This window comes from Paenibacillus sp. 1SOY10, from assembly GCF_056836745.1.
The window spans coordinates 98,943-112,580 of the sequence record NZ_JBXENK010000010.1; the positions used below are offsets into that span (position 1 = coordinate 98,943).

General features: G+C 51.1%; 12 protein-coding genes. All 12 read right to left on the reverse strand.

The window, feature by feature from the left end:
• Positions 1-28 precede the first annotated feature (28 nt).
• The 12 genes from AC1VOR_RS19405 to opp4C all read right to left on the reverse strand — a co-directional run bounded on the left by AC1VOR_RS19405 (position 29) and on the right by opp4C (position 13,627).
• Positions 29-1,747 (reverse strand): methyl-accepting chemotaxis protein, encoded by a 1,719-nt coding sequence (locus tag AC1VOR_RS19405; protein ID WP_482620272.1) that lies wholly within the window; start codon positions 1,745-1,747, stop codon positions 29-31.
• Positions 1,748-1,785: 38 nt separating this feature from the next.
• Positions 1,786-3,447: a pyridoxal phosphate-dependent decarboxylase family protein gene (locus AC1VOR_RS19410; protein ID WP_482620274.1), complete on the reverse strand. Its 1,662-nt coding sequence runs from the start codon at positions 3,445-3,447 to the stop codon at positions 1,786-1,788.
• A gap of 322 nt (positions 3,448-3,769) precedes the next feature.
• Positions 3,770-5,134 (reverse strand): replicative DNA helicase, encoded by a 1,365-nt coding sequence (dnaB, locus tag AC1VOR_RS19415; protein ID WP_059050420.1) that lies wholly within the window; start codon positions 5,132-5,134, stop codon positions 3,770-3,772.
• 1 nt (position 5,135) lies between these two features.
• The gene (rplI, locus tag AC1VOR_RS19420) at positions 5,136-5,579 is read right to left on the reverse strand and encodes a 50S ribosomal protein L9 (RefSeq protein ID WP_482620276.1); all 444 of its coding nucleotides are present in this window, start codon (positions 5,577-5,579) and stop codon (positions 5,136-5,138) included.
• On the reverse strand, positions 5,576-7,552 hold the full coding sequence (locus tag AC1VOR_RS19425) for a DHH family phosphoesterase (protein ID WP_482620278.1): 1,977 nt from the start codon (positions 7,550-7,552) through the stop codon (positions 5,576-5,578). Before AC1VOR_RS19425 ends, rplI begins: the two co-directional genes overlap by 4 nt.
• Positions 7,553-7,563: 11 nt before the next feature.
• Complete coding sequence (locus tag AC1VOR_RS19430) at positions 7,564-8,481, reverse strand: DUF2232 domain-containing protein (protein WP_482620280.1); 918 nt, start codon at positions 8,479-8,481, stop codon at positions 7,564-7,566.
• 6 nt (positions 8,482-8,487) lie between these two features.
• Positions 8,488-8,790: a MazG-like family protein gene (locus AC1VOR_RS19435; protein ID WP_059050424.1), complete on the reverse strand. Its 303-nt coding sequence runs from the start codon at positions 8,788-8,790 to the stop codon at positions 8,488-8,490.
• Between the two features lie 56 nt (positions 8,791-8,846).
• On the reverse strand, positions 8,847-9,272 hold the full coding sequence (locus AC1VOR_RS19440; protein ID WP_482620282.1) for a CBS domain-containing protein: 426 nt from the start codon (positions 9,270-9,272) through the stop codon (positions 8,847-8,849).
• Between the two features lie 148 nt (positions 9,273-9,420).
• Positions 9,421-10,515: an LCP family protein gene (locus AC1VOR_RS19445; protein ID WP_482620284.1), complete on the reverse strand. Its 1,095-nt coding sequence runs from the start codon at positions 10,513-10,515 to the stop codon at positions 9,421-9,423.
• A 210-nt stretch (positions 10,516-10,725) separates the two neighbouring features.
• Complete coding sequence (locus AC1VOR_RS19450) at positions 10,726-11,688, reverse strand: ABC transporter ATP-binding protein (protein ID WP_482620286.1); 963 nt, start codon at positions 11,686-11,688, stop codon at positions 10,726-10,728.
• The gene (locus AC1VOR_RS19455; RefSeq protein ID WP_482620288.1) at positions 11,685-12,674 is read right to left on the reverse strand and encodes an ABC transporter ATP-binding protein; all 990 of its coding nucleotides are present in this window, start codon (positions 12,672-12,674) and stop codon (positions 11,685-11,687) included. Before AC1VOR_RS19455 ends, AC1VOR_RS19450 begins: the two co-directional genes overlap by 4 nt.
• 29 nt (positions 12,675-12,703) lie before the next feature.
• Positions 12,704-13,627, reverse strand: coding sequence for an oligopeptide ABC transporter permease (opp4C, locus tag AC1VOR_RS19460; protein ID WP_482620290.1), 924 nt, complete (start codon positions 13,625-13,627; stop codon positions 12,704-12,706).
• Positions 13,628-13,638: the final 11 nt, after the last annotated feature.

Here is a 13,638-nt window from a genome sequence, read left to right on the forward strand (position 1 = left end):
CTGATTGTTCTGGCGCTACTAAGCCCTGCTACAGCTTGAAGATCGTGACAGCCTTTTGCAATTCCGTAGACAACTCGGAGAGCTGACGAATGGCCGTAGCAATCTGTTCCATAGCCGCGCTTTGTTGCTCGGATGCGGCAGCGACCTCTTCGGAGGAAGCAGCCTGTTCCTGCGTTACGCCAGAGATTTGCTGTACAGATGCGGAAATGGTCTGATAGGAGCCTTCCACCAAGAGCAGGGTTTGCAGCAATTGATCGGTCCGTGACGAGAAGTTGCTAATGCCTTGGAAGATATCCTGGAAGTTACGATGCGTCTTGGTCATCCATTCCTGGCCTTCTTCGATGGCCTGGCTACCTTCGCCAATGCTTTCAATAACAAGGCGGCTGTTCTCTTGGGTGCCAACCACGAGCTCCGTAATGGATGAGGCCGCGCCGGTGGCTTGCTCAGCCAGCTTACGAACCTCTCCGGCGACAACGGCAAAGCCGCGACCCAGTTCACCAACCCGCGCCGCTTCAATAGAAGCATTCAGCGCAAGCAGGTTCGTCTGCTGAGCGATGTCGGTAATCATACCGACCACTTCGCCAATCTCCTTGGAGCGTTCCTCCAATTGACCTGCGGAAGCTTCCGAGTGACGCATAACCTCTTCAATCTTGTTCATATGGCGCAGAGTTTCGTCGACCATATTCTGTCCATCTGCCGATTGCTTGCTGACCTGTTCAGCAATCGACTGCATCTCGTTCACATCCGACACAACACCTGTTAATTGCTCCTGAATTTCCACAACCGAAGTCGAGCTGTGAGTGATAGATTCTACCACTTCATTGATGCCCTCGCTCATGCTATTCATCGAGATCGCTACTTGCTGTGCGCTTTCACTGGATTCCTTGGTCACGTGCAGCAATTGGGAACTGGTGTCCGCCACCTCGCGGGAGGATGTAGAGATATGACTAATCAGTTGCTTCATATTCTTGCTCATCGTCTGGAAGGATTCCGCCAGGCGGCCAGTCTCATCCGTACCTGTAACTTCAACTTCTACCATTAAATCGCCCGTAGCAAAACGCTCCGTAGTATTCATAAGCTGCTTGATTGGCTTGGAAATGATGCGACCTGTGGCAAAGGACAACCCCATACCAAGCAGAAGCACAAACACGGTAATCAGCACGCTATACAACACGACCTTGGCCGTGGTGGCAGGAATAGCGGAAGCGTCCAGGTCAATCCCCAGCAGGCCAGCCGTGGTGCCGTCTCCCTTTTGCAATGGGATGAAGATCGACTTGTGGACTCCATACTCATCCTTATAGATGTCACTAATCGTTTCTTTCCCCTCGGAAATCGTGATTTTCATATCGTCAGAGAAAGGATAGTCAAGATTGAAATCTCCATCTGTATCCGACAAGGCAATGATGCGCTCCGTTCCGCCGTCGTTAGAGAGAATAAATACATTCTCCAGATTGTATTCCTGCTTCAGGCGGTCCATTGCCTGGCGGGTTGCCTGATAGACCAGGGCATCTGTGCCCGCGATGTCCAGCTTGTTGCCCTCAATACGCTCAAGCTCGGTCTCCACCACATGGATGTTACTTTGCAGGCGTAGATCAAGTTCATTCATCAACTGCCCGCTTAAGGTGGAGTTCACCACGATTAATAAACCTACAAAACAAATAATTGTAATAAGAACCATTTGCATCGTACCCAGCATAATTTTTGCCGAGATGCTGCCTAGAAATAATTTTTTTAACTTTTGCTTCACTGCAAGTTCAACTCCTGCTTGTTAGTTTGATAAGGGGGTCAGTTCACCGACGTTACGTTAAAGGTCTCGCAGACTTCGGAGACGCACTCTTTCAAATATTGGACGATTTCAGTGATATGCTCAGGCTTTGTATGGGGAGAGATGACGAAGAACTTGCTGACATACAGCGGAATCAGCTTGCCTTCAGTCGTATTGACCAGCAAATGCTTCTTCGTATCGCCGAAGAACATTTCATCCCGGCGCTCACCCAGCTTTTCGAACAAGCGTTCATTCAACCGGTTGCTGCGTTCAATCGCCTCCAGGGAGCAAGTTCCCTTGATCTCATCAGCAAATCTTGGACTCCCGGAGGGGTAGATGCGAATTAAGGTAGACATGCCCGAGTTATCCGGATTGGCGATGTCCGCCTGCGGAATCTCCGCCGTCATCTGCCGTCTGAATTCCGAGGTCACTTCCATGAACTGTGCCAGCAACCGTCTATAACCTTCCACGCCAAAAGCCAGCAGCAGACTATACATGCTAATGGAGCTAGCCATACGGGAGCATTCCAGCGTATAGCCGGTATGGTAATCTCCGTAACCGCGATGGCCCACATAAGGTGTCTCGTCCGCTTCCAAATCCATCAGGCGCAAATCATTGGCATTTTTAAGCAAGAATAGGCTAGATACATACGGAGCTTGACCCAGCTTTTGAAAGTCAAAGCATAACGAATCAGCCAGGGACAACAAGCGCATCTTGCGCTGAATGGGAGCTAGCATGTCCAGCACCTCTGGAGTCAGACCTAGCGAATTGTCTTCCAGGGAATACTCATTAAAGAACGCAAAAAACCCGCCCAACGCCGAATCTGCGTGGATATGTGGGCATGGCAGGTTGAACCGTTTCGCCGTCTCCTCAGCAACGGCACGAATCTCGCCAATATCATCAATGCCGATGGCATCCGTTGTTCCTGTGGTAGCCACAATATAGATAGGTACACCGCCAAGTAAGCCGACCTTCTCCAGATTACGTTTCAAATCAGCCACATCCATCGAGCTATCAGGCAAAGTCTTGATTTTTATCAAGTGATCACTGCCGATCCCCGTTGCCTCCATCGACTTCAAGAGACTGTAATGCGCTGCTTCTGAACAGAAGGCGTACAGATTGTTCGGAACTCCTCGCCGAAGCGCATCAGGAGCATATTTGGCAATCGCTATACGGAGCCCGGAGAACACCGCTCCTTGACCGCCCCATGTCGTGTAACCTCCACTCTTCCCGGCATCATAGCCGACAAGCTTGGACATCATCGCCGTCACTCGAACCTCGGCCTCTGCACCGGCAGGTCCATAGACATCCCACAGGTTATTTCCGTTCACGAGCATGGCCGTCAGCATACCCAGCATGCCTGGAATGGAAGCCATCGGCAAAATATTCGTAAAAAAGTATTTCGTATGGTACGGATGACCGTGCAGCAGCTTTAACAACTCTCCATTAACCTCCTGCATGGCAGCACCTTCATGAGGAATAGCGCTCTCTGCTGTCAACTGACCGTAGAAATCAGCATTACGCACCTTTTCCCCCTTGAGGTTAACGCCCTCAGGATTCTTTAATTCATCCACGCCGCTAACAAGTTGCTCGATCAATTCCATCAGCATTTTACGCTGGACCGGATTTCCATCTTCGCTCGGGAACCATTCTCTGACATCCGGCCTACCGTTCATTTCCATCTGCATTCTCTCCTATGCTCCGATTTGAGGTTCTGTTTTCATTTCAGCCGTTGAAGAAGCCTCTCTATTTACTCTATATATATCGGCAGATGTAAGCTTATTAATGACCCCCTTTCACCCTTTTCATTTCCTTACAAGGCTAAATTGTACCATTTATCCAAATACCGTACAGATTACAATAAGGAATATATTCCATTAAATGGAACACATTCATGGGTCTTATGGCCTACTAAAATAAAAAAAGACCAACGATATAATCGTTGGTCTAGCCCTTCCCGCCTAGGAAATGGCGCTTTCACAAGTTATTTAAAATTTAAATTAATTATCCGGCTGCAAAAGCATCTCCGTGCATTCTTTCATAGTTTGCAAATTTGTTGAAATTTTTCAAAAATACAAGTTCGACGGTTCCTACCGGACCGTTCCGCTGCTTGGCAATGATAATTTCGATAATATTCTTCTTCTCGGTCTCCTGATTATAATAATCATCCCGATACAAGAAGGCGACGATATCGGCATCTTGCTCGATAGAACCCGATTCCCGAAGGTCAGACATCATCGGGCGCTTGTCCTGCCGCTGCTCAACCCCCCGGCTTAACTGGGACAGTGCAATGACCGGCACCTCCAGCTCCCGGGCAATCTGCTTCAGCGTCCGGGAGATTTCGGACACCTCTTGCTGACGGTTCTCCCCGGCCTTGCCCCGACCATGAATCAGTTGCAAGTAATCGATGACAATCATGCCCAGGCCGCGTTCTTTCTTCAATCGGCGGCATTTGGCACGAATATCGGCTACGGTAACACCTGGTGTATCATCAATATAGATTTCTGCTTCCGACAGGGCAGCGATCCCCATCGTCAGCTTGGACCAATCATCATCACTCTTGAAGTCCCCGGTTCTCATTACGCTGGCATCCAGATTCGCTTCAGCGCAGATCATCCGTTGCACAAGCTGGGCCGCCGACATTTCCAGACTAAAGATCGCTACCGTCTCCTTGGCCCGCACAGCCACATTCTGGGCAATGTTCAAGGCAAAGGCGGTCTTACCTACTGAAGGACGGGCGGCTACGATAATAAGATCATTGCGTTGAAAACCTGCCGTCATCTTGTCCAAATCCACAAATCCGGACGGGATGCCTGTTGTACTCCCCCGATTCTGATGCAGTAGCTCTACCCGGTCGAATACTTCCATCAGCACATCGCGGATAGCAATGAATCCACTGCCCGAGCGACTGTTAGAGATTTCGAGGATACGCCGTTCGGCATCACTCAGCATGCCGGCTACATCTTCACCACCGGTATATCCATCACTAACGATTTGCGTCGCCGTACGAATCAAACGCCGTAGCATCGACTTCTCTTCGATGATCCGAGCGTAATAATCCACGTTGGCTGCGGTAGGCACACCATGAGCAAGCTTGGCTAAATAGCTAACCCCGCCGATGTCTTCCAGTTCGCCCCGATCCTTCAACTTGGCGGTAAGTGTCACGAGATCGATCGGCTTCCCATCCTCGCCTAATTGAACCATGGCTTCAAAGATTAATTGATGGGGCTTGTCATAGAAGTCTTCCGTGCGCACCCGCTCCATGGCGGTAATAAGCGCCTCTGACTGTAGCAGCACCGCCCCGAGCACCGCTTGCTCGGCTTCGAGATTTTGCGGGGGGATCCGGTCAAAAAACAGATCTCCGCTCATCTTATTCCTCCGTGACGTGAACCTTCAACGTCGATTTTACTTCCGGATGAAGCTTCACCGGTACTTGAGTTACGCCCAAGGTCCGGATTGGATCGCTCATCTCGATCTTCCGCTTGTCAATCTTCACGCCATGCTTCGCAAGCGCCTCAGCCACCTGCTTGCTAGTGATGGCGCCGAACAATCGACCGCCTTCGCCTGCCTTCGCTTTCAGCTCAACCGTCATCTCTTCCAGCTTCTTGCCAAGCTGAGCCGCTTCTTCCTTCTCCTGCAGCTTGCGCTTTTGCTCTGCCGCAGTTTGCTGCTCCAGTGTCTTCACATTGCCATCAGTAGCTGGACGCACCAGTCCTCTTGGCAGCAAGAAGTTTTGCGCGTAGCCCTCGGATACATTCTTAACCTCGCCTTTTTTGCCTTGTCCTTTGACATCCTGCAGAAAGATAACCTTCATTCGAATAACCCCTCTTCCTTCTCTATTTCATCCAGCACGTCCAGCAGCTTCTTCTCCGCTTCCGCCTGGGTTCCTTCCAATTGCACCGCCGCGTTGGTCAAATGTCCACCGCCGCCCAGCCGCTCCATAACTACCTGTACGTTCATACTACCCAAGGAACGGGCGCTGATGCCAATGAGACCATCGGGCCGTTCGCTGATGACGAAGGAGGCCAGCACCCCCGTCATGTTCAGCAGCGTATCCGCCACTTGGGCGATCAAGAGCTGCGGAATCTTGCGATTTTGCTCAGTTACCGCCAAGGCGATATTCCCATGAATCATGCGGGCATGCTTGATGATATCCGCCTTGGCAATATACTCTTGCAGATCTTCCTTAAGCATGCGCTGAACCAGCACCGTATCCGCTCCATTGCGGCGGAGGAACGCCGCCGCTTCGAACGTCCGGGAGCCGGTATGCAGTGCGAAGTGCTTCGTATCTACGGTAATCCCCGCGAGCAGCGTTGTCGCTTCCAGCGGACTCAGTTCAACCTTCTCGTGGATGTATTGCAGCAGTTCCGTCACCAGTTCACAAGCCGATGAAGCATACGGCTCCAGGTAGACCAGAACGGCATCGTTGACGAATTCCTCGCCCCGCCGGTGATGATCAACCACCACGACCCGGCTGGCTGCTTCGACAAGCCTTGGCTCCATCGTAATAGAAGCCTTATGCGTATCCACCAGCACCAGCAGCGTGTGCTCCGTCATCATGCCCATGGCTTGCTCCGGCGTGATGAAGCGCTTCGAGAGCGCTTCTTCCTTGCCGATGCGCTCCATCAGGCGCTCGATGCCGGGATTGCTGCCATCCAGCACGATGTGAGCCTCGACCTTGTACATGTCGGCGGCCTTGAGCACCCCGATGGAGGCACCAATCACGTCGAGGTCCGGCACGCGATGGCCCATGATGATTACGCGGTCGCTCTCCTGCATCAGATCGCGCAATGCATGCGCGATCACCCGGGCGCGGACTCGCGTCCGCTTCTCTATGGCGCCCGACTTGCCGCCATAGAAGGACAACCGCTGACCGGCCTTCACCGCGGCCTGGTCACCCCCACGGCCGAGCGCCATGTCGAGACTGGACTGCGCCAGCTCGCCCAGTTCGCTGAACCGCTCGGCACCAAAGGCGAGGCCGATGCTCAGCGTAATCGGCACCTTGAGGTCCGCGGTCATCTCGCGGACCTCATCGAGGATCACGAACCGGCTTTGCTCCAGTTCGTTCAGCGATTTCTGATTTAGAATCATCAGATATCGCTCGGAGGACAGCCGCCGCAGGTACACCCGGTATTGCTTGGCCCATTCCGTAATCGTCGTCGCTACGCGGGCGATTAGGGCTGTCCGCTGCTGATCATCCATTCCCTGCGTGGCTTCATCCAGGTTATCCAGCAGAATGATGCCCAGCGCCGCCCGTTCATCCTCATAACGGGTGCGAAGCAAGGATAACTCGGTCATATCATGAACATAAATCATCCGCTCTACCGTGTCGATGATCAGCTCATACACACGGTCGTTCACCGTGGACTCCAGCGTCACTCGCCCATCCCCGCCATCTTTCTTCTGAGGCGGTGGCAACTGCGGCAGTAAGGCATGGAGCGGCTCGCCCACAACGGATTCCTTGCCGTACATCCCGGCTATGAACTCGTTATGCCATTCCACCGAGCGCTCCTCGCTGTACAGCAGAATTCCGAACGGCAGCTTACTGACCGCTTCCCCTTCCACCCGCTTGATACGGTAATTCAGATCCGTCACATAACGCACTAATTCTTGGCGAAACTGCCGCTCCGCCCGAAACATACTGAAAGTCAACACGCCCACCAGACAGAGACAGATCAGCCCCAAAATCCAGTTCATATAAGAGACGAAGATGACAAGCAGCAATTGAAGCATGAACATCCACACGGTTTGGTAACCGTACCAGCGTTTTTGCAGTGAATTCGGCATGCCTTCTCACCCTATCGTCTTGTTCTAGTCATCGCATCACGCAGCGGAAAAGCAATATCGAGCATCCCTACAATCCACAATGGCGGAATGAACAGCAAGGCCACAATGGCCAGGATAGGAAATACAGGATTCCACTTCCGGTGGTACGCTACGAAGAAGAAGAAGCTTGCCGTCTGCACCATAAACAAGAATTGCAGCAGTGGAATCAGGTTCACCAGGATCGTACCCATGAAGCCTTCGTGAATACCCTCTCCTCCAAATAACTGCAATAACGTACAGAGCAAGTAATACCAAATCAAGGAACGCGGCAATCTCCAGTCACGTAGTGGCGCCAGCTTCGGCAAGGCATGACCCATGCTTGAGAGCGTAGGCCGCGAGATCGCATGAGCGATCGAGGCCATGAGCAGCGCACAAACGACCATCGTTGACGGAATCATGCGCACCGTCAGTGTGGAGAATTGCTCGCTAAGCTCCGGCGACCAAGCAATACTGCCAGCCAGCGGAGTATCCGCTACATTTTGGAACGGGGCCATGACAACATTCACCATGTCCTGAATCGCAATCGTCAGGTTGAAGTCGAAGAAGACCGTACTAATCAACAGGATGAGCAAGAAGTCCAGTATAATGGTTCCGGCTCCCAGCATGACTGCACGAAACGCAGGTCCCTTTCTCTTATACACAACCCCCATCGCAATGGATGGAAGGATGAAGTACACGGCTTGCAGTAAAATAATCGGTCCCACAATCAGCGAAGCTACCAGCCATACGATCGCTATATGTAGCAAGAAACCTCGGGTTGACAACGTTGTATACAACAAAATACCCGGTACGATCAGAAAAAAAGCGGTAATGACCGTAAGCGGGGTAGCCAGTGACAGCAGGAGAAGTAAATAAACGACACTCCAGGCCACCGATGTCCATAGCTTCAAATAGATTCACCTCTTACGCATATGTTCTTCCAAAGTTGAAATATCCTGATACCAGTCCTCGAGTTGGTGGCCCTCTTGCTTATGCTTCTTCAGCTTATCCAGAATGTCATCATCCAACTGCTGGTAAGAGACTCCCAGTCTCCGCCCCAGAATGTAGCTGCTAACGATCAGACTGGCTAGACTGTCCGTTACCCGCGATGTGCTGCCTTCCCACAGTGCCTTGAACAAGCGGGATACGTGATCGACTACTTCGGTTTTGAGCCATTCAATCACCTTGGCGCGTTTGGCCACATCCATTTCCCTTTGCATGACGGACAGCTTCCACCCTCCCGAAAAAAAGCTTTATTGTTCATTATAGCACAGTTTTATTGCGTACTTGCCGAATCCCGGGTCACGAATTTCTCGCAATATTCGATAATTTGACTACGCCGAACAATGCCGATAAATCGACCACGGTCATCTACGACCGGCACAAAGTTCTGCACCTTGGCCAGATTGATCAAATCCTCCATATCCGCGTCAATTCGAACCGCCTTCATGTCCATCTTCAACGGAACATCCTTGAGCAGAAATTTTGAAGCCGTCTCAAACGTAATTTTCCCGTCCGAATTCTTCATATGCCATAGCAGATCCCCCTCCGTTACCGTTCCCACATACGCTCCGTCATGATCCAGAATCGGAACTGCCGTATAACGGTGGAATTCCATCCTCTCCAAGGTCTGGCGCAAGGTGGAATCCAGGGTGACGGTGACTACATTATTTTTTGGAAGCAGAAAAAATGCAATATTCATGAGAGCAAAATCCTCCTCATCCTTCTTTCAGACTCCCCTAAATTTCTACGTTTCAAACCAGCGGATGTTCCGCCTAACGCGTGAAATCGGCAGCCGTTAAGCCAGGCTGCCGAGGGGTACATTCTATCGTATGCGTTCATTACGTTCATTATTGCCCGTTAGCGGCTACTCCGCCTTCTTCTCCGGTTACCGTTTGCTCGCTCTCGGCTTGCTCGGCGTCACGGGATTCCGGGGTAATCAGATTGGCCGGTTCCGTATCGGGATTAAGCCAATCCTCAATCATAGTCTGGGCGAATTCCAAATCCTCTTCATTGACTTTATCATAATAAATACCGTTAATGCGCGTTCCTTTGCCCGTAATCGTGAAGCCGCTGATTTGCGGAGATTGCTTTGCAAGCAGCACCTTCTTGGACAACTCAATGATTTGGGACGGCGGCAAATCCGTCTTGAAGTTAGCTCCCATCATGCTGATGAGTTCAGGAATCTTGGTCACCTGATCAAGCTTAAGCATCCGGTCCACCATCGCATGCAGGAAGACTTGATGCCGCATATTGCGATTATATCCACCATCTTCACGATATCGCACGTAGTTCAATGCTTCCTGTCCATCGTAAATCGGTTTGTTCGCCTTGATCGTGAATTTCTCATGGTCCGCTTGCTTATTCACGATATCCTTCGTAATCGGCAGTTCTATGCCACCAAGGGCATCTACGATTTCCTTCACGCCATCAAAATTAATTGCTGCATAATAGTCCACGGAGGCTCCCAGGAAATGTTCCACCGTATCCTTCGCCATCTTCTCGCCGCCGAAGGCGTACGCATGATTAATCTTGTCTTCTCTGTCTCTGCCCACGATTTCCGTGTAAGTGTCCCGTGGGATGGAGACCAGCAGTACCTTGGCATCCTCCGGCCTGACTACCGCATAGATCATTGTATCTGACCGGGCCGCCTCGCTATCACGCTGATCTACGCCAAGCAGCAGTGCGGCGAATGGCTCCAGCTTCTGCTTCTTCTCTTCCTCTTGCCGAACTGGCTTAGCCTCTTCTCCCTCAATTGGAGAATAGGACTTCTCCAAGGTCTGTTCTACCTTGCCGGATAGGAACAGATCAAAGGCCATGACGGCTAGCGGCTTACGGAACAGATATGCTGAAGTCCCCACAACGAGCAGAACTGCGACAATAATCCACCATTTCTTTACCGATCGTCCACCTGTCCTCTGGCGTTTCTGCTTACGTTCTATCATCTTAATGCGCCTCCACTTGCCATAGTTCTCCCTATTCTCGCAACCCAAAGGGTATCCTCACCCAAATAACTCTACCGCTTCGTAATATAACACACCAAGGAATTCGGGTTCAACAATAGCAAAAAGAGATCCTTGAGAAGGACCAGCCCTCTCCAAGATCTCTCTCTCATTAATCTAGACGATTGAATGGCTTAATAAGATACAATTTTTTTAAGCATAATGGCAAGCGACAAAATGATTGCTTCCTTTATTTACATACTCGGGCACCTGCTGCTTGCACAGCTCCGAAGCAATAGGGCAACGTGTATGAAATTTACAGCCGGAAGGTGGATTGGCCGGGCTGGGAATATCCCCTTGCAGCACAATTCGCTCCCTCTTCAATGTGGGATCAGGAACCGGAATGGCCGACATGAGGGCCTTCGTGTACGGATGAAGCGGATTACGGAACAATTCAGCCGTGTCCGCCATCTCGACCATCGAGCCTAAATACATCACCCCAACCCGGTTACATAGATACTCTACCACGCTCAAATCATGGGAAATAAACAAATACGTGATTTGCTTTTCCTTTTGCAGATCGCTTAAGAGATTAATAATCTGGGCCTGAATAGACACATCCAGGGCCGACACCGGTTCGTCCGCTACGATAAAGTCAGGGTTCATAATCAGAGCCCGGGCGATCCCGATCCGTTGCCGCTGCCCCCCTGAGAATTCATGGGGATAGCGGTCATAGTGATAACTGGCCAGTCCGCAAATTTCCATCGTTTCAATGACACGCCGTTTGACCTCTTCCCGATGGGTTAGTCCGTGGTCAAACAGCGCTTCCCCGATGGCTTCACCGATCTTAATCCGAGGATTTAGCGAGCTGAACGGGTCCTGGAAGACAATTTGCATCTTCGGACGCAATTTGCGCAGATCTTCCTTGGACAAATCGTATAGCTCTTGGCCCTGATAGGCCACGCGTCCTTCGGTTTTGTCATGGAGACGGAGCAGGGTACGCCCAATCGTACTCTTGCCGCAGCCCGACTCTCCTACCAAACCAAACGACTCGCCCCGGTTAATATGAAAGGACACACCATCCACGGCTTTGACATGTCCAACCGTTCGTTGAAATATTCCGCCCGTGATCGGAAAATACTTCTTCAGTCCCTCTACCTCGATAAGTGCACTCACTCGACTCCCCTCGCTTCCTCATACAACCAGCAGGCTGTCTTATGCGTACTATCGCCATGGGCGCGGAACGGAGGCTGCTGTTGCTTGCAGATCTCCATGCAAAATTCACATCTATCATGAAAATGACAATTATCTTCCAATTCAATCGGATTGGGCACTTGCCCGGGAATGGAATAAAGCCGTTCCGAGGTTTGACCAATCACAGGTTTGGCCTTGAGCAAGCCTTTCGTATAAGGGTGCTGCGGGTCCTTGAACAATTCCAGAACCGGAGCCTCCTCAATGATCTTGCCCGCATACATGACGATTACGTAATCTGCCATCTCGGCAACAACGCCAAGATCATGAGTAATAAGCATAATGGCTGTGCCCAGCTTTTGCTTGATCTCACGCATTAAGTCCAGAATTTGAGCTTGAATCGTAACATCCAGCGCTGTGGTAGGTTCATCGGCAATCAATAGCTTAGGATTGCAGCTCAGGGCAATAGCAATCATAATCCGCTGGCGCATCCCGCCGCTCAGTTCATGGGGATACGCGTAGAAAATTTGCTCCGGTCGGGGGATTCCTACCAGCTCAATTAGCTCAATAGCCCGTTTCTTCGCTTGCTTACGGTCCAGCAACAGATGCATCATTAGTGGTTCGGTAATTTGATGTCCAATGGTGAGCACCGGATTCAACGAAGACATTGGCTCCTGAAATATAATCGATATTTCCTTACCCCGAATTCGTCCCATATCCCGTTTGCTGAGCTTTAATAAGTCCTTGTCTTCGTAAATAATCTCCCCGCCGGCGATTACCCCGTGAGGGCCTTCTACCAATCGCATCAGTGACATCGCGGTCACGCTCTTGCCGCAGCCAGATTCCCCAACGACACCGATCGTTTCCCCCTCGCGTATGGAGAAGCTAACCTTGTCCACGGCCTTGACCACGCCCGCCGAGGTATGAAAATGAGTCTCCAGATTGCGGAATTGCACAAGATCTTTAGCCATATTTGCATCTCCTTCTTTGGCGTATCAGCTTATCTCTTCATCTTGGGATCAAGTGCATCACGCAGTCCGTCCCCTATGAGGTTGATAGCTACCGTCGTGACCAAAATGCATATCCCCGGTGGAATCCATAGCCAGGGCCGCTTGCGAAAATCAATCAGGTTGTTAGCATCGGCGATCAAATTGCCCCAGGAAGGCGTTGGCGGAATCACACCAAGGCCTAGATAGCTCAAGGAAGATTCATAGAGAATGGCGCTCGCTACACTTAACGTCGCAGCCACGATAATAATCGGTACCGTATTGGGTAGCAGATGCCGGAAAATTTTTCGCCGATCCTTGAGACCCAGCGCTTCTGTGGCCAGCATGAATTCCTGCTCACGCAAGGTAAGAATCTGACCACGAACCAGACGCGCCAGCGATGTCCAGCTTAACAGACCAATAATGAACATCAAATAATAAATCCGTGTAGGTGGTGGCACCTTCAAATCGGACATCACCGCCCCCAAAATAATCAGGATCGGCAGCGACGGGAGAGACATGAAGATATCAGTAATTCTCATGATGACACTATCTACCTGCTTGCGGTAGAAGCCCGCTATCGCCCCAAGCGTACCTCCGATAATGACTGTAATAGCAGTAGCTACCACCCCAACTAACAGGGAGATTCGTCCGGCAAGCATCACCCGCAGGAGAATGTCCCGGCCCAATTTATCTGTTCCCAGCCAGTGGGCGGCTGAGGGCGGCTTGTTCTTGCTCAGAAGTGAATAATCATATAACTTGTATGGCGAGAAAAATGGGCCAACAAAGCAAAGTAAAAACATGATAATCAAAATAATAAGTCCGCCCAAAGCCAACTTGTTACGGCTGAACCGCCGTATCGCTATTCGCCAGGGCGATTCCGGTGCGGTGGCCGAGGGTACGGTCTTCCGGGTCATCGTTGTGACTTCCGTGGCCATCTAATCTCCTC